This is a genomic window from Streptomyces sp. NPDC046203, from assembly GCF_040646255.1.
Classification (GTDB): Bacteria; Actinomycetota; Actinomycetes; order Streptomycetales; family Streptomycetaceae; genus Streptomyces.
Genome location: NZ_JBEYZX010000044.1, coordinates 14,856 through 33,337, shown reverse-complemented (window position 1 = coordinate 33,337; position 18,482 = coordinate 14,856). Strand labels below are relative to the sequence as shown.

Below are 18,482 nucleotides of genomic sequence, written 5' to 3'. Positions count from 1 at the left end.
GACGGTCACCAGGGCAGCCCCGAGGCCGGCCGGACGGACGGTCTGCCGGGCGACGACCGCCACGACCGCCACGGCAGCCACGACCGTCACGACCGCCACGACCGCGACGAGGAGGGACCGCGATGACCCGGCCGTCCACCCGTACCGCACCCGCCGGAACCCCCACCGGCCTCACCCAGGACCACCACCGGGGCGGCGTCGGCGAGTCCACCCTGCGCCCCGACGGCACCCTGAAGGTCACCGGCGAATTCGCCTACTCCTCCGACATGTGGCACGAGGACATGGTGTGGGGCCACACCCTGCGCTCCACCGTCGCCCACGCCGAGATCGTCTCCCTCGACATCACCGAGGCCGTCGCGACCCCCGGCGTCCACGCCGTCCTGACCTACGACGACCTGCCGACCGAGGTGAAGCACTACGGCCTGGAGATCCGCGACACCCCGGTCCTCGCCCACGGCAAGGTGCGCCACCACGGTGAGCCGGTCGCCCTCGTCGCCGCCGACCACCCCGAGACCGCGCGCCGGGCCGCCGCCCGGATCCGGGTCGAGTACCGCGAACTGCCGCTGGTCACCGACGAGGCATCGGCCACCGCCCCCGGCGCCCCGCTGGTCCACGAGCACCGCACCGACCACTACGCCGACCGTGTCCCGCACCCCAACATCCTCCACCGCCAGCCCGTCGTCCGGGGCGACGTGGCGGCCGCGCGGGCCCGGGCCGAGGTGATCGTCGAGGGCGAGTACACCTTCGGCATGCAGGACCAGGCCTTCCTCGGCCCCGAGTCCGGCCTCGCGGTGCCCGCCGAGGACGGCGGAGTCGACCTCTACGTCGCCACCCAGTGGCTGCACGCCGACCTCGCCCAGATGGCCCCGGTCCTCGGTCTGCCCGAGGACAAGGTCCGCATGACCCTCGCCGGGGTCGGCGGCGCCTTCGGCGGCCGCGAGGACATCTCCATGCAGATCCACGCCTGTCTGCTCGCGCTGCGCACCGGCAAGCCCGTCAAGATGGTCTACGACCGCTTCGAGTCCTTCTTCGGCCATGTCCACCGCCACCCCGCGAAGCTGCGGTACGAGCACGGTGCCACCAAGGATGGCCGGCTCACCCATCTGACCTGCCGCATCGTCCTGGACGGCGGCGCCTACGCGTCCTCCTCCCCGGCGGTCGTCGGCAACGCCGCCTCGCTGGGCGCCGGCCCGTACGTCGTCGACGCCGTCGACATCGAGGCCCTCGCCCTCTACACCAACAACCCGCCCTGCGGCGCGATGCGCGGCTTCGGCGCGGTGCAGGCGTGCTTCGCGTACGAGGCGCAGATGGACAAGCTCGCCGCCCGGCTCGGCATGGACCCCGTCGAGTTCCGCCGGATCAACGCCATGGAACAGGGCTCCCTCATGCCCACCGGCCAGCGCGTCGACTCCCCGGCGCCGGTCGCCGAACTGCTGCGCCGGGTCAAGGCCCGCCCGCTGCCGCCCGAGCGCCAGTGGGAGACCACCGAGGGCGCCGACGTGCGCCAGCTGCCCGGCGGCCTTTCCAACACCACCCACGGCGAGAGCGTGGTGCGCGGTGTCGGCTACGCCGTCGGCATCAAGAACGTCGGCTTCTCCGAGGGCTTCGACGACTATTCCACCGCCCGGGTCCGGCTCGAAGCCGTCGCCGGCGAGGCCGTCGCCGTCGTCCACACCGCCATGGCCGAGGTCGGACAGGGCGGTGTCACCGTCCAGGCCCAGATCGCCCGTACCGAACTCGGCGTCACCCAGGTGACCCTCCATCCGGCCGACACCCGGGTCGGGTCCGCCGGTTCGACCTCCGCGTCCCGGCAGACGTATGTGACCGGCGGCGCGGTGAAGAACACCTGCGAGGCCGTCCGGGAGCGGGTCTTCGCGCTCGGCCGGAGCCGGTTCGGAGCCCTGCACCCCGCGTGGGCGACGGCAAAGCTGCGGCTGGAGGGCGGCAAGGTCGTCACGGACGGCGGCGAGGTCCTGGCCGGGCTCGCCGAGGTCCTCGGCGAGACGGTGATCGACCTGGAGCTGGAGTACCGGCACCGCCCGACCCAGCCGCTCGACCGCCGCACCGGGCAGGGCAATGGCCATGTCCAGTACTCCTTCGCCGCGCACCGCGCGGTCGTCGAGGTCGACACCGAGCTGGGCCTGGTCAAGGTCGTCGAACTGGCCTGCGCGCAGGACGTCGGCAAGGCGGTCAACCCGCTGTCCGTCGTCGGCCAGATCCAGGGCGGCACCACCCAGGGCCTGGGCGTGGCGGTCATGGAGGAGATCGTGATCGACCCGGCGACCGCGAAGGTGCGCAACCCGTCCTTCACGGACTACCTCATCCCCACCATCCTCGACACCCCCGCGATCCCGGTCGACCTGCTCGAACTCGCCGACCCCCACGCGCCGTACGGTCTGCGGGGCGCGGGCGAGGCACCGACCCTGTCGTCGACCCCGGCCGTCCTCGCGGCGATCCGGGACGCGACCGGGCTGGAACTGACGAAGACTCCGGTCCGGCCGGAGCATCTGACGGGCACGGCGTAGGGCGGGCGGGGGCGGCCGGGACGAGGGCGGGGAGGGGCGGTACGGCGCGGGGTGCGCGTCGGTACGAGGAGAGGTCCTGGCCGTACGGTCCGGGGGCGTGTCCCGGCCGGGCCGTCACCCGGGTCGTACCTCCCGCGCCCCCTCGCCGTACGACCCATCGGGCGTCCCGCACCCCGCCTCCCGCACTTCCCGGCCGATTTCGGAGATCCTTGCGGGTGCCCCCGAACCCTGGGAGACAGGCCCATGACCCACCCGTCAGTGGAGCCGGGGACCCCGGCGGAGGGCGCGGGCAGCGGCCCGCGCGATCCCGCCGACCGGTCCTGGCTCGACCGCTACTTCCACATCTCGGAACGAGGTTCCTCCGTCGGGACCGAGCTCCGCGGCGGCGTCACCACCTTCATGGCGATGGCGTACATCCTCCTGCTCAACCCCCTGATCCTGTCCGGCAAGGACATCGACGGGCATGTCCTCGGCCAGCCCGCGCTGATCACCGCCACCGCCCTGTGCGCCGCCGCCACCACCCTGCTGATGGGGTTGTGGGGCAAGGTGCCGCTGGCCCTCGCCGCCGGGCTCAGCGTCTCCGGTGTGATGGCCTCGCAGGTCGTCCCCGTCATGACCTGGCCGCAGGCCATGGGCATGGCGGTGGCGTACGGCGCCGTGATCTGCCTCCTGGTCGTCACCGGCCTGCGCGAGATGATCATGAACGCGATCCCGCTCGGCCTGAAGCACGCCATCACCATCGGCATCGGCCTGTTCATCACGATCATCGGCTTCGTGAAGGCCGGTTTCGTGCACAAGAACCCGGCCGCCGGCGGCGGACCCGTCACCCTCGGCCCGGCCGGTCAGCTCGAAGGCTGGCCGGTGCTGATCTTCTCGATCACCCTGCTGCTGATCTTCGTGCTTCAGGCCCGCGAGATCCCCGGCGCCATCCTCATCGGCATCATCGCGGGCACCGGTCTCGCCGTCCTGCTCAACGCCGTCGCCCACATCCCGGCCACGGCGTGGTTCGCCGGCCCGCCCGTCCTGCACGGCGGCGCCGTCTCCATGCCCGACTTCTCCCTGCTCGGGAACGTGACCTTCCGGGGCTGGGGCGACGTCGGCTACCTCACCATCACGATGATCGTCTTCACCCTGGTGCTCGCGGGCTTCTTCGACGCCATGGCGACCATCCTCGGTGTCGGCACCGAGGCCAAACTGGCCGACGCCGAGGGCCGGATGCCCGGCCTGTCGAAGGCCCTGTTCATCGACGGCGCGGGCGGTGTCATCGGCGGTGTGGGCAGCGCCTCCGGCCAGACCGTGTTCGTCGAGTCCGCCACCGGCGTCGGCGAGGGCGCCCGGACCGGCCTCGCCGCCACGGTCACCGGCGCGCTGTTCGCCCTGTGCCTGTTCTTCACCCCGCTCACCGCGATCGTGCCGCAGGAGGTCGCCGCGGCGGCCCTGGTCGTCATCGGCTCGATGATGATGCAGAACGCCAAACACGTGGACTGGCACGACCGTTCCGTCGCGATCCCGGTGTTCCTCACGGTGGTCCTGATGCCCTTCACGTACACCATCACCGCGGGCGTCGCGGCGGGCATCATCTCCTCCACCGTCATCCGGACCGTGCAGGGCCGGGCGCGTGAGGTCGGCGTCCTGATGTGGGCGCTGACCGTCGTGTTCGTGGTCTACTTCGCGATCCATCCGATCGAGAGCTGGCTGGGCGTCGGCTGACGGCCGTACGGACCCGGCGCGGCCCCGGTCGGGATCCGTACGGGGCCGCGCGCCCCCACCCGTCCCGAGGAGTGACGAGATGCTGGACATCGCCGAGGAACTGCACCGGTGGGTCGAACGGGGGCGCGACGCCGCTGTCGCCACCGTGGTGGCCGTCGGCGGCAGCGCGCCCCGGCAGCCCGGTGCCGCGCTCGCCGTGGACCGCGAGGGCACGGCGGTCGGGTCGGTGTCCGGCGGCTGTGTGGAGGGCGCCGTCTACGAGTTGTGCCGGCAGGCGATCGAGGACGGCCGCAGCGTCGTCGAGCGCTTCGGCTACAGCGACGAGGACGCCTTCGCCGTCGGCCTCACCTGCGGCGGTGTCATCGACATCCTGGTCACCCCGCTCCGCGGCCCGGTGCTGGCCGGCGCGGTCGAGGCCGCCGCCGCGGGGCGGGCCGCGGCGCTCGCCCGGGTCGTGGCCGGACCGGGCGAACTGCTGGGCCGGGCCCTGCTGGTACGCCCCGACGGGACGTACGAGGGCGGCTTCGGCGGCCACCCCGACCTGGACCGCACCGTCGCGGGGGAGGCCCGCGCGATGCTGGACGCGGGCCGGACCGGCACCGTGGAGATCGGCGCGGACGGCAGCCGCTGCGGAGAGCCGGTCACCGTCCTCGTGGAGTCCTCGGTGCCCGCCCCGCGCATGATCGTCTTCGGGGCCGTCGACTTCGCCGCCGCACTCGTGAGGGTCGGCGCCTTCCTCGGCTACCACGTCACCGTCTGCGACGCCCGCCCCGTCTTCGCGACCAAGGCCCGGTTCCCCGACGCCGACGAGATCGTCGTCGACTGGCCGCACCGCTATCTGGAGTCCACCGCGGTCGACGCCCGCACGGTGCTGTGCGTCCTCACCCACGACGCCAAGTTCGATGTCCCGCTGCTCAAGGCCGCGCTCCGGCTGCCGGTCGCCTACGTCGGCGCGATGGGCTCCCGCCGTACGCACGAGGACCGCGCGCGGCAGTTGCGCGAGGCGGGGGTCGGGGAGGCCGAACTCGCCCGGCTGCGCTCGCCGATAGGGCTCGACCTGGGTGCCCGTACGCCCGAGGAGACCGCGCTGTCCATCGCCGCCGAGATCGTCGCGACCCGGCGCGGGGGCAGCGGCGCGGCGCTCACCGGCGCGGACACCCCGATCCATCACGACGGCCGGGAGCCCGCCGGGACCGTGTGAGCCTCCGTAAGGGGAGGGCAGCGGGCGGTGGTTCGGTGGGCGGTGGTTCGGCGGTGGGGCGCTCGCGTCAGAGTGTGAGCGTACGGAAGCCGGCGCAGGCGGCGGACTCGTCGGCGTACCGCCCGACCGGATGGTGCGCGCCGCGCTCGTACACCCCGGTCTCCCACCCCGAACCGTCCGGTGTCGACCGGAGGTAGACGAAGTCCGGTGGCGTGGGCGCCGGTTCGTGGACGCCCTCGATCCAGTAGTGCCCGCCGGGCACCCCGGCCTCCCGGAGTGCCCGCGCGAGTTCCCGCCGTCCGCTCACCCCGCGACGCGGGCCAAGTAGCCGTTGTCCAGCAGCCACTTGACGTTGAGGCGCTGCCCCTCGCCCGGGTTCAGGAAGACCGGGTCCAGCTTGATCTGACGGCCGCCGCCCGGCTGCTCGAACCAGGGCGCGATGGAGCCCTCCCAGACGACGAAGCTCCGGGTCACCTTGTACACGTGGTAGTCGCAAGGGAAGGCGGCCTCACGGGTGTTGAGGCTCTGCGGGGGCAGCGCCCGCTTGGCGTAGGAGTCGCCGGCCGGGGCGAGATAGCCGCCGTACTCCGAACCGAAGCGGTCGAGCCGCTCGCCCTCGGCGAGCTGCTCCGGGGCCTTGTCGACCTTGCCGTTGACCTCGCCGAAGCCGTCGTTCGGCGGGTACTTCCAGCCGCCGGTGTCGGCCGGGCCCTCCCAGTACTTCTTCAGGAAGTCCGCGGACGAGAGCCGCCCGGTGCGGTGGTAGCCGCGCAGCAGCGGGCCCACCGGCTTCTGCCACTGCTTGGGCAGGTGCTGCGGGCCGAGGCGCGCGTCGCCCTGGAACTCGCCCGTGCACTGCTCGGGCGCCGCCGCGGCGGCGGGCCGGGGTGCGGGCAGGGCTGCCGCCGGGGCGGCCTCGGCGGTCGCCGGGATCGCGGTGGTGAGGGTGGCGGTGACGCCGAGCCCGGCGAGGACGGTGCGGATCCTCGCGGCCGTACGGGTGCGCTCCACGCGGAGTTCTCCTTGTGACGGGGGGTGGGGAGGTGCGCCGCACACGGTAGTGGATCGCTCGCGGTGGGTGACGGGTTTTCGGCGTGAATCAGCCAGAAGCGGCAGGGGAATTGCGGGAATGCGACGGGTGGCGGGGGTGGGTGGTTTCAGGCGGGCGGTTCGAGGTCGGGAGGTCGCGGACCGGCCGGGGCGCGGGCGTCGGGGTGCGGGCCGGGGCCGAGGCGCGGGTTGCCGGCTTGCGCCCCGCCCGGTTCAGCCCTTGCGGAGCCCGCCCAGCAGCAGCTCGGACAGCTGCTCGTACGCCGCCGCGTCGGCGAGTCCGGTGGCGGCGGCCACCTGGCGCCGCTGGATGCGGACCATGACGGAGGCGATGACGTCGGCGGCGAAGGCGACGTGGACCTCGCGGAACGCCCCGGCCGCCACGCCCTCCTCGATGAGCTGCTGGACCCGGCCCGCGGCGGCCCGGGTGTTGCGCTCGTACACCTCGGCGGCCGGCTCGAAGGAGGCTACGTCGTCGAAGAACCGAGGGGAGAGCGGGGCGAGTTCGGCGGAGACCGCGCGCAGATAGGCGGCGAGCCGCCCGGCGGGGTCGGACTCGGCGGCGACGGCCGCCTCGACCCGTGTGGTGGCGCGCCGGAAGAAGTGCACCACGGCGGCGCGGACCAGCTGTTCCTTGCTGCCCGCGAGGCCGTAGAGGGTGCGCTTGGAGCAGTGCAGCCGGGCGGCGAGGTCGTCCAGGGTGAACCGGGTGAATCCCTCGTCCACCAGGAGTGCCACCAGCTCCTCGAACAGTTCGGTGCGCCGGGCCGCACCGCGTCCCGTGAGGCGGGGGGCGGCGGCGGGGGTCTCGATCACCCGACCAGTATGCCGGTCCCGCCGGGCCGGGGTTGCGGGAAGATCCTTCTGCGCTACTCTCAACGGTACTGCCGTACCCTTTCCAGTACCGTTTCGCAGTTCGCCCCTTGCGCCGTGATGGAGTCCCCATGGACGTCGACCGCCTGCTCCCCACCCCCGAGGCCGCGGACCTCCTCGCTCTCGTGCGGGAGATCGCCGACAACGAACTGGCCCCGCGCGTCGACGCGCACGAGGCCGCGGAGACGTACCCCGAGGGCCTCTTCGCGACCCTCGGCCGGGCCGGGCTGCTCGGCCTGCCGTACCCCGAGGAGCACGGCGGCGGCGGTCAGCCCTACGAGGTCTACCTCCAGGTCCTGGAGGAGCTCGCGGCGCGCTGGGCCGCGGTCGCCGTCGCCACCAGCGTCCACACGCTCGCCTGCCACCCGCTGTACGCCTTCGGCACCGCCGAGCAGAAGGAGCGCTGGCTCCCCGGGATGCTCGAAGGCCGGCGGATCGGCGGCTACAGCCTCTCCGAGCCGCAGGCCGGGTCCGACGCCGCCTCGCTGAGCTGCAAGGCGGAGGCGACCGAGGACGGCGGCGCGTACCGGATCACCGGCACCAAGGCGTGGATCACCCACGGCGGCAAGGCCGGCTTCTACGCGCTCTTCGCCCGCACCGGCCCCGGCGGCCACGGCGTCTCCTGCTTCCTCGCCCCCGGCACCGCCGAGGGCCTGAGCTTCGGCAAGCCCGAACGCAAGATGGGCCTCCAGGCCGTGCCCACCACCTCCGCCTACTGGGACGGCGCCCTGATCGACGCCGACCGGCGCATCGGCACCGAGGGGCAGGGCCTCCAGATCGCCTTCAGCGCCCTCGACTCCGGCCGGCTCGGCATCGCCGCCTGTGCCACCGGGCTCGCCCAGGCGGCCCTGAACGCCGCCGTCGCCTACGCCAACGAGCGCACCACCTTCGGCCGGAAGATCATCGACCACCAGGGGCTCGGCTTCCTCCTCGCCGACATGGCCGCCGCCGTCGACACGGCCCGCGCCACCTACCTCGACGCGGCCCGCCGCCGCGACCTCGGCCGCCCCTTCAGCCGCCAGGCCAGCGTGGCCAAGCTCGTCGCCACCGACGCCGCGATGAAGGTCACGACGGACGCGGTCCAGGTCCTCGGCGGCTACGGCTACACCCGCGACTTCCCGGTGGAGCGCTATATGCGGGAGGCGAAGATCATGCAGATCTTCGAGGGCACCAACCAGATCCAGCGCCTGGTCATCAGCCGCCAGCTGACCACGCCGGAGAAGTAGGGGGCAACCCCTGGAAAACGCCATCGGCCGGACAGCCCCCGACTCCCGGGTGTCGCTCGCGCGCGACACCCGGCCGGCCTTCAACTCCGGTGCGCAGCTCGTCGGGTGACCTACGTGCCGGTCTCCCCGTCGGCCGGTGCGGCGGCCGGGGCGCGGACCTTGTCGCGGATCATGCAGCTGCTCTTGCCGACCGCGCACAGCCGGCCGTCGGCGTCCACGACCCTGCAGGACGCCAGGCCGCGGCTACGGCCCAGATGGACGACCTCGGCGTCCACCGTGACGGGGCCCGTGGCCTCGCGTACCGGGCGCAGGAAGTCCACGTTCAGATCGAGGGTGACGACGTCCTTGCCCTCGGGGACCGCGGAGAGGACGGCGCAGCCGAGCGCCGCGTCCATGACGGTCGACAGGATGCCGCCCGCGAGCACGCCCAGATGGTTCGCCGCGAAGTCCTGGACCGGCATGGTGAACCGGACCGCACCCGGATCGGCCTTGACGACCTCGATCCCGAGGACCTGCGCGACGGGTGGCGGGACGACCTCGCCGGAGACCATTCCGCGCAGATACGCCAGACCGGTGGCATCGGCCCGGGTCGCGAACAGCGGTCCCTGGTCGCGCCATTCGACGGTGGCCGTGTGGATGCCGGGTTCGTCCGGCCCCGCTTCCGCTTCCGCTTCCGCTTCTGACACGTCGTTCCCTCCAAGCGCGTATGACGTCCGGTCTCGGCCGGGCCGCCGGACGAACCGGGTCCGGGGCGACGGCCGTCGCACCGTAACCCGCCCGGTCCGATACGCGAGGGGAACGAGACCCAGGTCTCAGGAGCCTTGAGCGGAAGGGGTGTTCAGAACTCGTTCAGGGCGCGCGGGCGGCGGGCGTCGCGGACGCGCGCGAGGACGGTGCCGAGGAACACACCCCCTCCGGCGACGAGCCAGACGGGCGTTCCCCCGGCGCGGAACGCGTCGATGGCGGCGGCCAGGAACAGGGTGCCGCCGACGACGCCGACGACCGTGAGGAGAGCGGTGATGCGGTGAGCCACGCCGCCATCATCGACGAGAAGCCGTCCCAGGGGAAGGGATCTCAGGCGGCGTTCCGGCCGCCCGGCGCCGGGAGCGCGTCCAGGACGACGCGTACCCAGCCCGGATCGGGGTTGGTGTGCGGCCGGTCGGCGACCACGACCGTCGGGACGGTCTCGTCCCCGCCGTTCGCCGCCCGCACCACCGCCGCGCCCTCGGGGTCCCGCCAGATGTCGACCCAGTACGCCCGGCGGGCGCGGCGGCCGAGCCGGATCCGCAGCCGCAGGCAGAACGTGCAGCCGGGCCGCCAGTAGATCACCGGGCGCCCGTCGGCGGCGCTGCGCCGCCGCGCCTCCGCCGCGTCCAGACGGCGGGGGAAGAACAGCGGCGACTGCGTCCAGGCGAGCAGCAGGAACAGCACCGGTACGACGGCGGAGGGCGCGCTCGAACCGCCCAGGAGCAGGGAGGCGCCGACGAGCAGGCCGCACAGCACGAGCAGGGCGGACATCAGCCAGGCACGGATCATGCCCGTATCGAAGCAGGATTCCGCCGCGCGGTCCGCCGAACGGAGGAGGCCACCGGGGCCGGCCCGCCGGGTCCGACCCGGCGGGAGGGGCCGGGCCGTGGACGCGGTCTACAGCTCGATCCGTCCCGTCAGTCGCCAATCGAGACAGGTGGCCAGGCTCGGTGCCACCCATGTACGGCTGTCGGTCTCGTGGTCCCAGACGAAGACGTCCGGCCGGTCGATTCCGGAGAGGAGTGCGAACAGGTCCCCGTTTCCCGCGTCCCCGAAGAAGAGCAGCGGGTCGAACGGCATATAGAGGGAGGCCAGTTCGGCGTCGTCGCGAAGGCGTCGGTTCTCTGTACCGATGCACTCGGCAGGCCAGACGAGCCCGTCTCCGTACTCGCCCTCGATGCCGTCGCTCGCGCGGAGGAGCGCGATGAGGTCCGCGGGCAGTGGATGGCCGAGGGCCGCCGCGCAGCGGCTCAGCGCGGCCTCCGGAGCGGGGGAGCCGAGGACGGCCGTGCCGGGCAGGGCCCTGAGGGTTTTGGTCCACATAGGCGAGGAGACCTTTCTCTGTCAGGTCGGGGCGGGTTGGGGCGGTCCGCGACCCTCGCGCGGAGACCGAATCCGCACCGCACCGAGGTCGGTGGGCCGACCATCGGCCGAACAGTACGTCCCGGCCGGATCCCGCCGCTCACTGCCCCGGCACGGCTCTCGCCCCCGACCAGGAGATTCCGTCCCCCGCCGGGGAGTTGGCCTCGGGCACCCGGTCGATAGGGTGGGGCGCGTCGACCGTGCCCGGTCTTCGGACCCGTGACCGCGCCGCCCACGAGGCGAGGCGCGGCGGGGCCATCCACTCGACCCGGCGGCCGGCACCCGGCGCCGGGGGTACGTACGAGGAGTTCCATGGACATCGCAGGTTCCGCCGCGCTCGTCACCGGTGCCGCTTCGGGGCTCGGAGCGGCCACCGCCGCCGCGCTCGCCGCGAAGGGGGCCACGGTCTACGGGCTGGACCTCGACAAGGCGGTCGCCGGGGCCGGGACGCCGGCCGACGGGATCACCCTGATCGCGGCGGACGTCACCGACGAGGAGCAGGTACGGGCCGCGCTCGCCCGGATCGAGGAGGACGGCGCCGCGCTGCGGCTCGCCGTCAACTGCGCCGGGATCGCGCCCTCCGCGCGGCTGCTCGGCCGCAAGGGCCCGCACGACCTGGAGCTGTTCCGTACGGTCCTCGACGTCAATCTGGTCGGGACGTTCAATGTGATGCGGCTCGCCGCCGAGGCCATCGCCCGGCACGAGCCGGACGCGCACGGGCAGCGCGGTCTCGTCGTCAACACCGCCTCCATCGCGGCGTTCGAGGGGCAGATCGGCCAGATCGCGTACGCCGCCTCCAAGGCGGGCGTCGCGGGCATGACCATCACCGCGGCCCGTGACCTCGCGCAGTACGGCATCCGGGTGGTCACCATCGCGCCCGGCATCGTGGACACCCCGATGATGGCCGCCTTCAGCGAGGAGATCCGGGCCGGTCTCGCGGCGGGCGTGACCTTCCCGCAGCGGCTCGCCCTTCCCGAGGAGTACGCCCGGCTGGTCACCATGATCACCGAGCACGACTACCTCAACGGCGAGACGATCCGGATGGACGGCGCCCTGCGCATGGCCGCCCGCTGACGCTTCCTTCGGCGCCGCCGACCACGATCCATCCGTGGCACCTAGTGCCGTCGCGCGAGGGATCCGAGTGCTAGGTTCGGGACATGAGCAGCCACCCCGCCAAGCCCTCGATGCGTGACTCCCTCGTCGCGGCGGCCTTCCAGCTCTTCCTGGAGCGAGGCTACGAGCAGACGACGATCGACGACATCGTCCGCACGGCGGGGGTCGGCCGGAGGTCCTTCTTCCGCTACTTCCCGTCGAAGGAGGACGTGGTCTTCCCCGACCACGAACAGAGCCTCGCCGACATGACCGAGTTCCTCGCCGCGAGCGAGGACGGCGACGACCCGCTGGTACGGGTCTGCGAGGCCACCCGGCTCGTCATGCGGATGTACGCGGAGAACCCCACCTTCTCCGTCCAGCGCTACCGCCTCACCCGCGAGGTCACCGGGCTGCGCACCTACGAACTCTCCGTCGTCTGGCGGTACGAGAAGACCCTCGGCGACTATCTGCGCACCCGCTTCGCCGACCGCCGCGACGGCACCCTGCGGGCCAATGTGCTCGCCGCCGCCGTGGTGGCCGCCCACAACCACGTGCTGCGGCACTGGCTGCGGTCGGGCGGGGTCGGCGACCCGCTGGCCGAGGTGGACCGGGCCCTGGAGTTCGTACGGGACACCTGGCACCCGGACGGCGTGCCCGGCGGGGCGGGGCCGGCGGCGGGCGAGCGCGAGCCGGACGACGTGGTCGTGGTGATCGCCAAGCGGTCCACGCCGATGTGGCGGGTGGTGCGCGAGGTCGAGGCGAGCCTCGGCGAGGACTGAGCGGGACGCGCGCACCGGGCGCACCAGGAGCACCAGGAGTACCGAAGGGGCCCCGGGGCCCGGTGACCCGTGGGGTCCGAGAGGTCCGGGCGGCTCCCCGCACACTCCCGGGACTCCCCGGACTCACGGGGATCTCAGTATCGTCACATGAGGGAACTCGGGTCTTTATTTTCTGGCACTCAGTGCCATATCTTTGCGCCGTGCACGGTTGAGCCGCCCAGTGCAAGGAGAAGCATCGTGTTCCCCACCGGATCCACGGGCCTGCCGAACGAGGCCGGCGCCGCCCTGGCCGAGGCCCCGGTCGACGAGTCCGAGCTCTACTTCCAGCGCTGCCGCTGGTGCCACACCATCGCCTTCCAGCGTCTGCTCTGCCCGACCTGCGGGTCCACCGAGCTGGCGCCCGAACTCAGCGCGGGGGAGGGCGTGATCTCGGTACGGCGCGGGGTCAGCGCCGCCCAGGCCGACCTCTGGCCGGTGCACATGGCCGAGGGGTTCGTGGTCCGCTGCCGCGTCGACGGCCCGCCGCACGCGGTCCGGCCCGGCGTCCGGGTCAGGCTCGCCCAGGACGCCGCCGTCCCGGGCCGTCGGCCGGTCGTCCGGCTCTGCGAAGAGGCCCCGGTCGACCACTGGTACTGAACACGACGGAAGGGGGGTGGTGGCACAGAGTGCCACCACCCCCCTTCTCCGTAGCGGGACGGTCAGCGGGCGCCGATCTCGTCCGTCAGCTGGGGCAGTACGGCGAACAGGTCGCCGACCACGCCGTAGTCGACCAGGTCGAAGATCGGGGCCTCGGCGTCCTTGTTGACGGCCACGATCGTCTTCGACGTCTGCATGCCCGCCCGGTGCTGGATCGCGCCGGAGATGCCCGCCGCGATGTACAGCTGCGGCGAGACCTGCTTGCCGGTCTGGCCCACCTGGTTGGCGTGCGGGTACCAGCCCGCGTCCACCGCGGCGCGGGAGGCGCCGACGGCCGCGCCGAGCGAGTCGGCGAGCTTCTCGACGACCTCGAAGCCCTCCGCCGCGCCGACACCTCGGCCGCCGGAGACCACGATCGCGGACTCGGTCAGCTCGGGGCGGCCGGTGGAGACCCGCGGGGTGCGCGAGAGAACCGTGGCGGCGTTGCCGGTGAAGGCGACCGACACGTTCTCGACCGTGCCGGCGGCCGGAGCGGCCTCGGGGGCGGTCGAGTTGGGCTTGACGGTGACGACCGGCACGCCGTGCGAGACGGTCGACTTCACCTGGTACGAGGCGGCGAACACCGACTGGGTGGCGACGGGGCCGTTCTCGCCGGCCTCCAGCTCCACCGCGTCCGTGATCAGACCGGAGCCGAGGCGCAGCGCCACGCGCGCGGCGACCTCCTTGCCCTCGCCGGACGAGGTCACGAGAACGGCGGCGACGCCCTTGTCCTTCGCGATCTGGGCGAGCGCGTCGACCTTCGGCACGACGAGCTGCTCGGTGAACTCGGCGCCGTCCGCGACGTACACGGTCGCCGCGCCGTACTCGCCCGCGGTCGCCGCGATCGAGGCGGCGGCCTCGCCGGCACCGAGGACGACGGCGGACGGCTCGCCGATCCGGCGGGCCAGCGTGAGCAGTTCGAGGGCCGGCTTGCGGACCGCACCGTCGGCGTGGTCCACGAGAACCAGGATCTCAGCCATGATTCCTTGCTCCTGAGGGATGGTGACGGTGGGTCAGATGAACTTCTGGCCGGACAGGAACGCGGCGAGCTGCTTTCCGCCGTCGCCCTCGTCCGTGACGATCGTGCCCTTCGTACGGGCGGGGCGCGCCGCGACCGCACCGACGAGGGTCCACGAACCCGCGAGACCGACCTCGTCGGCGTCGATGCCGAGGTCGTCCAGGTCCAGCTCCTCGACCGGCTTCTTCTTGGCGGCCATGATGCCCTTGAAGGACGGGTAACGAGCCTCGCCCGACTGGTCGGTGACCGACACGACGGCCGGCAGCGGGGCCTGGAGCCGCTCGCTGGCGGCGTCGCCGTCGCGACGGCCCTTCACCAGGCCGTCCTCGACGGAGACCTCGGACAGCAGCGTCATCTGGGGCAGGTTCAGCCGCTCGGCGAGCAGTGCCGGCAGGACGCCCATCGCGCCGTCCGTCGAGGCCATCCCGCAGACGACCAGGTCGAAGCCGGTCTTCTCCAGGGTCTTGGCGAGGATCGCGGAGGTGCCCATCACGTCGGTGCCGTGGATGTCCTCGTCGGTGACGTGGACGGCCTTGTCGGCGCCCATCGACAGCGCCTTGCGCAGCGCGTCCTTGGCATCGTCCGGGCCGACGGTGATGACGGTGACCTCGGCGTCGTCCGCCTCTTCCGAGATCCGCAGCGCCTGCTCGACCGCGTACTCGTCGAGCTCCGAAAGGAGGCCGTCGACGTCCTCGCGGTCGGTGGTCAGGTCGTCGGCGAAACCGCGGTCGCCGGAGGCGTCGGGAACGTACTTCACACAGACAGCGATCTTCAGGGTCACGGCCTGTCTCCTTTCAACGGGCGGGTGGTGAGGGGGAGTTCGGCGGGCCCCGGCCCCCTCGGGCCGGGACCCGCCATCAGTCCCTACGGGAGGTTGCGGGCCATGACGATGCGCTGGACCTGGTTGGTGCCCTCGTAGATCTGGGTGATCTTGGCATCGCGCATCATGCGCTCGACGGGGTAGTCACGGGTGTAGCCGTAACCGCCCAGGAGCTGGACGGCGTCGGTGGTGACCTCCATCGCGACATCGGACGCGAAGCACTTCGCGGCCGCGCCGAAGAAGGTGAGGTCGCCCTCGACGCGCTCCGACTTCGCGGCGGCGGCGTAGGTGAGCTGGCGCGCGGCTTCCAGCTTCATGGCCATGTCGGCGAGCATGAACTGCACGCCCTGGAAGTCGGCGATCGGCTTGCCGAACTGCTTGCGCTCCTTGACGTAGCCCTTGGCGTAGTCGAGCGCGCCCTGCGCGATACCGAGGGCCTGCGCGGCGATGGTGATACGGGTGTGGTCCAGGGTCTTCATCGCGGTGGCGAACCCGGTGCCCTCCGCGCCGATCATCCGGTCGGCCGGGATCCGCACGTTGTCGAAGTAGACCTCACGGGTCGGAGAGCCCTTGATCCCGAGCTTCTTCTCCGGCGCCCCGAACGACACACCCTCATCCGACTTCTCCACGACGAAGGCGCTGATGCCCTTCGACCGCTTCTCCGGGTCGGTGACGGCCATCACCGTGTAGAAGTCCGACACCCCGGCGTTGGTGATCCACCGCTTCACACCGTTGAGGACCCAGAAGTCCCCGTCACGGACCGCGCGGGTCTTCATGCCCGCCGCGTCCGAACCGGCGTCCGGCTCCGACAGGCAGTACGAGAACATCGCCTCACCCGAGGCCAGCGGCCCCAGGTACTTCGCCTTCAGCTCCTCCGACCCCGACAGGATCACCGGCAGCGAACCCAGCTTGTTCACCGCCGGGATCAACGACGAGGACCCGCACGCCCGCGCGACCTCCTCGATCACGATCACCGTCGCCAGCGCGTCCGCGCCCGCGCCGCCGTAGGACTCGGGCACGTGCACCGCGTGCAGATCGGCCGCGACCAGCGCGTCCAGCGCCTCCTGCGGGAACCGGGCCTCCTCGTCCACCGCGGCGGCGAACGGAGCGATCTTCGCCTCCGCCAGCGAGCGGACCGTCTCCCGGAGCATCTCGTGCTCCTCGGACAGGCGATACAGGTCGAAGTCCTTGGCCATGTTCCGGGGCTCCCCTTGTGGTGCGGGTGATGTGGGTGCGACGTGCGGTGCGGAGGGTGCGCGACACCGTCTGGCACTGAGTACCCTCAGCAAAACACACTCAGTGCCGCGATGCTACACCCGGGCCACATTGCACCCCCGGCGCCGCCTCCCGACCGCCCACACCGCGCCGGATCTGGTGACAGACGGCGGCCGGAGGCGTACGGAACCCGGGGAGCGAGTCCGTCACGTCGCATCCCCGGGAGTGAGCGGAACGGGACATTCCAGAAGGCTGGGACCCCGAATCAGGACCTCGGTGCCGCACCCCAACGGCACGGCGTACCCACCCTCCCGCCATGAGTGCGGGCCCGCCCTGCCGCCTTGCGCTCGTGCGGGCCCGCCCCCGGAGGCACCGCGAGTGCGGGCCGAGCCCATGCCGTCACGTCTTTGTGCGGGTCGCCCCCTACGGCCGAGTGAGCCGAAGGGGTGCGTCGGGGGAACAGTGCCGAACGCGCGCAGGCCCGCGAGGAACGAGTGGGCCGAGCACGATCGGTGCTGTGAGTCCGACTCCAGCACCCCGGAGGCGAAGGAGGCACAAAAGGCGGTCAGTAGGATGAAGGACTGGACGGAAGCGGACCGGTGCGCGAACAGCGCGGGAACGGCGGTCGCGCCAGAGGGGGACCGGCGCGGGGCGGCCGGGGCCGGGAGAGGACGACGGCGTGACGGACCGAAGCGGCGCACATGGGGCGGAGTCCGCCCCGCGCAGACGCGGCCAGGGCGAACTGGAGGCCCAGGTCCTCGCCGTACTGAAGAACGCGCCCGCTCCCGTCCCTGTGGTCTGGGTCCAGGAGCACCTCGGCGGCGACCTCGCTTACACCACGGTCATCACCATTTTGACCCGGCTGCACATCAAGGGTGCCGTCTCCCGTGAGCGCGCCGGGCGTTCCTTCGTCTGGACCGCCGTCGCCGACGAGTCCGGGCTCGCGGCTCTGCGCATGCGCAAGGTCCTCGACGCCGAGACCGACCGCAAGGCCGTCCTCGCCAGCTTCGTCACCGCGCTCTCGCCGAACGACGAGCGGCTGTTGCGTGAACTTCTCGGCGACGCGGGCGACGAGAGAACGGGCGGCGCGCGGGAGGGCGGAGACTAGCGGGCATGGGAGTCTTCGTCTTCCTTCCGCTGCTGCTGCCGCTGAGCGCCTGGCCGGTCGCCCGGCTCGCCGAGCACCGGCTGCATCCGCGGACCGCCACCCGGCTGCTCACCGGGTTCGCCGTCGTCCTCGCGCTGTGCAGCACCCTGTGTCTGGCCCTGCTCATGGTCGTCGGCACCGCGCAGCTGCCGGGCAATCCGCTGCCGGACGGCTGGTCGGATCCGGAGGTGCGGGCCGCTGTGCCGTACGACGTGATCGCCGGGAGCATCGCGATCCCCGCTCTCGGGGCCGTGGTCCTGGGCGCTCTGCACGCGCTCGTCCGGCATCTGCGGGTGCGGCGCCGGGTCGAACGGGCCCTGGCCGGGCTGCCGGGCCGGCCGGTCGCGGTGCTGCCCGACCCCGTGCCGTACGCCTACGCGCTGCCGGGCCGGCGCGGGACCGGGGACCGGGTGGTGGTCAGCGCCGGACTGCTCGCCGCGCTCGGTTCCGCCGAACGCCGGGCGCTCTTCGCGCACGAGCGGGCCCATCTGGCCGGCCGGCACCACCGGCATCTGCTCGCGGTGCAGCTCGCGGCCCGTGCGAATCCTTTTCTGCGCCCGCTGCGGACCGCTGTCACCTTCACCGCCGAACGGTGGGCCGACGAGACGGCGGCCGGGGTGGTCGGCGACCGCCGTACGGTCGCGCGGGCGATCGGCCGGGCGGCGTTGATCTCGGCCCCGGCCCCCGTCGCCACCCTGCCGCAGGCCGGGGGCGGGGGAGCCGGGCCGGTGCCGCGCAGGGTCGCCGCGCTGCTCGGGCCGGAGCCCGCCGAGCCGGGCCTGGTCTGGCTGCCGCTCAGTACGTCGGCGGGCCTGGCCATCTGGGGCGCGGCGGCGGGTGCGACGGTCTCGGCGCTGTCCTCGGCGAACTCCGCCGTCACGCTTTTCCTGCTGTTGCGCGCCGCGGCCGCCACGCCTCTCTGAGGTGACGGCCGCCCCTCACATGGCGGCCGTCACTCCGGGTATGACGGTCGCGCCCCCGGCGTGACGACACGGGAAGAGCGTCACGCCGGGGGCGGTACGGCCGCGCCGACCGCGGGCTA

19 protein-coding genes are annotated in these 18,482 nt (G+C 72.8%); 9 read left to right on the top strand and 10 right to left on the bottom strand.

Translation table 11 applies throughout. From position 1 onward, the window contains the following. Window positions 1–122: 122 nt before the first annotated feature. From ABZ990_RS25400 to ABZ990_RS25390, 3 genes are all read left to right on the top strand, one after another. Window positions 123–2,525: a molybdopterin cofactor-binding domain-containing protein gene (locus ABZ990_RS25400; RefSeq protein ID WP_361235913.1), complete on the top strand. Its 2,403-nt coding sequence runs from the start codon at window positions 123–125 to the stop codon at window positions 2,523–2,525. Window positions 2,526–2,768: 243 nt separating this feature from the next. Next, window positions 2,769–4,235, top strand: a complete 1,467-nt coding sequence (locus ABZ990_RS25395; protein ID WP_361235910.1) for an NCS2 family permease — start codon at window positions 2,769–2,771, stop codon at window positions 4,233–4,235. Window positions 4,236–4,314: 79 nt separating this feature from the next. Continuing rightward, on the top strand, window positions 4,315–5,436 hold the full coding sequence (locus ABZ990_RS25390) for an XdhC/CoxI family protein (RefSeq protein WP_361235907.1): 1,122 nt from the start codon (window positions 4,315–4,317) through the stop codon (window positions 5,434–5,436). Between the two features lie 67 nt (window positions 5,437–5,503). Here the strand turns inward: ABZ990_RS25390 and ABZ990_RS25385 are convergent, their stop codons facing one another. The 3 genes from ABZ990_RS25385 to ABZ990_RS25375 all read right to left on the bottom strand — a co-directional run bounded on the left by ABZ990_RS25385 (window position 5,504) and on the right by ABZ990_RS25375 (window position 7,302). Further along, window positions 5,504–5,743 (bottom strand): hypothetical protein, encoded by a 240-nt coding sequence (locus ABZ990_RS25385; protein WP_361235905.1) that lies wholly within the window; start codon window positions 5,741–5,743, stop codon window positions 5,504–5,506. Beyond that, window positions 5,740–6,447, bottom strand: a complete 708-nt coding sequence (locus ABZ990_RS25380; protein ID WP_361235902.1) for a TNT domain-containing protein — start codon at window positions 6,445–6,447, stop codon at window positions 5,740–5,742. The genes ABZ990_RS25385 and ABZ990_RS25380 overlap by 4 nt, the downstream gene beginning before the upstream one ends. 252 nt (window positions 6,448–6,699) lie before the next feature. Further along, entirely contained in the window at window positions 6,700–7,302 is a 603-nt protein-coding gene (locus tag ABZ990_RS25375) for a TetR/AcrR family transcriptional regulator (protein WP_361235899.1), read from the bottom strand. A 128-nt stretch (window positions 7,303–7,430) separates the two neighbouring features. On the opposite strand from ABZ990_RS25375, the gene ABZ990_RS25370 reads away from it, so the two are divergent. Beyond that, window positions 7,431–8,585, top strand: a complete 1,155-nt coding sequence (locus ABZ990_RS25370; RefSeq protein ID WP_361235896.1) for an acyl-CoA dehydrogenase family protein — start codon at window positions 7,431–7,433, stop codon at window positions 8,583–8,585. Between the two features lie 110 nt (window positions 8,586–8,695). On the opposite strand, the gene ABZ990_RS25365 is transcribed toward ABZ990_RS25370, so the two are convergent. From ABZ990_RS25365 to ABZ990_RS25350, 4 genes are all read right to left on the bottom strand, one after another. Then, the gene (locus ABZ990_RS25365) at window positions 8,696–9,271 is read right to left on the bottom strand and encodes a PaaI family thioesterase (RefSeq protein ID WP_361235893.1); all 576 of its coding nucleotides are present in this window, start codon (window positions 9,269–9,271) and stop codon (window positions 8,696–8,698) included. A gap of 152 nt (window positions 9,272–9,423) precedes the next feature. Continuing rightward, complete coding sequence (locus tag ABZ990_RS25360) at window positions 9,424–9,618, bottom strand: hypothetical protein (protein WP_361235890.1); 195 nt, start codon at window positions 9,616–9,618, stop codon at window positions 9,424–9,426. Between the two features lie 41 nt (window positions 9,619–9,659). Then, a complete protein-coding gene (locus tag ABZ990_RS25355; protein ID WP_361235887.1) occupies window positions 9,660–10,121 on the bottom strand; it encodes a glutaredoxin domain-containing protein in 462 nt (153 codons plus the stop codon). A gap of 108 nt (window positions 10,122–10,229) precedes the next feature. Continuing rightward, window positions 10,230–10,655: an SMI1/KNR4 family protein gene (locus ABZ990_RS25350; RefSeq protein ID WP_361235884.1), complete on the bottom strand. Its 426-nt coding sequence runs from the start codon at window positions 10,653–10,655 to the stop codon at window positions 10,230–10,232. A 351-nt stretch (window positions 10,656–11,006) separates the two neighbouring features. Between ABZ990_RS25350 and ABZ990_RS25345 the strand changes: the two genes are divergently transcribed. From ABZ990_RS25345 to ABZ990_RS25335, 3 genes are all read left to right on the top strand, one after another. Beyond that, on the top strand, window positions 11,007–11,768 hold the full coding sequence (locus tag ABZ990_RS25345; protein WP_361235882.1) for an SDR family NAD(P)-dependent oxidoreductase: 762 nt from the start codon (window positions 11,007–11,009) through the stop codon (window positions 11,766–11,768). Window positions 11,769–11,851: 83 nt separating this feature from the next. Next, window positions 11,852–12,565 (top strand): TetR family transcriptional regulator, encoded by a 714-nt coding sequence (locus tag ABZ990_RS25340; RefSeq protein ID WP_361235879.1) that lies wholly within the window; start codon window positions 11,852–11,854, stop codon window positions 12,563–12,565. Window positions 12,566–12,802: 237 nt separating this feature from the next. Continuing rightward, window positions 12,803–13,201: a hypothetical protein gene (locus tag ABZ990_RS25335; protein WP_361235877.1), complete on the top strand. Its 399-nt coding sequence runs from the start codon at window positions 12,803–12,805 to the stop codon at window positions 13,199–13,201. Window positions 13,202–13,263: 62 nt separating this feature from the next. Here the strand turns inward: ABZ990_RS25335 and ABZ990_RS25330 are convergent, their stop codons facing one another. The 3 genes from ABZ990_RS25330 to ABZ990_RS25320 form a co-directional block, all read right to left on the bottom strand. Beyond that, window positions 13,264–14,220: an electron transfer flavoprotein subunit alpha/FixB family protein gene (locus ABZ990_RS25330; protein WP_361235874.1), complete on the bottom strand. Its 957-nt coding sequence runs from the start codon at window positions 14,218–14,220 to the stop codon at window positions 13,264–13,266. Between the two features lie 33 nt (window positions 14,221–14,253). Continuing rightward, complete coding sequence (locus tag ABZ990_RS25325) at window positions 14,254–15,039, bottom strand: electron transfer flavoprotein subunit beta/FixA family protein (RefSeq protein ID WP_361235871.1); 786 nt, start codon at window positions 15,037–15,039, stop codon at window positions 14,254–14,256. A gap of 83 nt (window positions 15,040–15,122) precedes the next feature. After that, the gene (locus tag ABZ990_RS25320) at window positions 15,123–16,274 is read right to left on the bottom strand and encodes an acyl-CoA dehydrogenase (protein WP_361235869.1); all 1,152 of its coding nucleotides are present in this window, start codon (window positions 16,272–16,274) and stop codon (window positions 15,123–15,125) included. Between the two features lie 698 nt (window positions 16,275–16,972). Here ABZ990_RS25320 and ABZ990_RS25315 point away from each other — a divergent pair. Further along, window positions 16,973–17,401 carry a BlaI/MecI/CopY family transcriptional regulator gene (locus tag ABZ990_RS25315; protein ID WP_361235866.1) on the top strand — a complete coding sequence of 143 codons (429 nt, stop codon included), beginning with the start codon at window positions 16,973–16,975 and terminating at the stop codon, window positions 17,399–17,401. Between the two features lie 5 nt (window positions 17,402–17,406). Further along, window positions 17,407–18,363 (top strand): M56 family metallopeptidase, encoded by a 957-nt coding sequence (locus ABZ990_RS25310; protein ID WP_361235863.1) that lies wholly within the window; start codon window positions 17,407–17,409, stop codon window positions 18,361–18,363. Window positions 18,364–18,482: the final 119 nt, after the last annotated feature.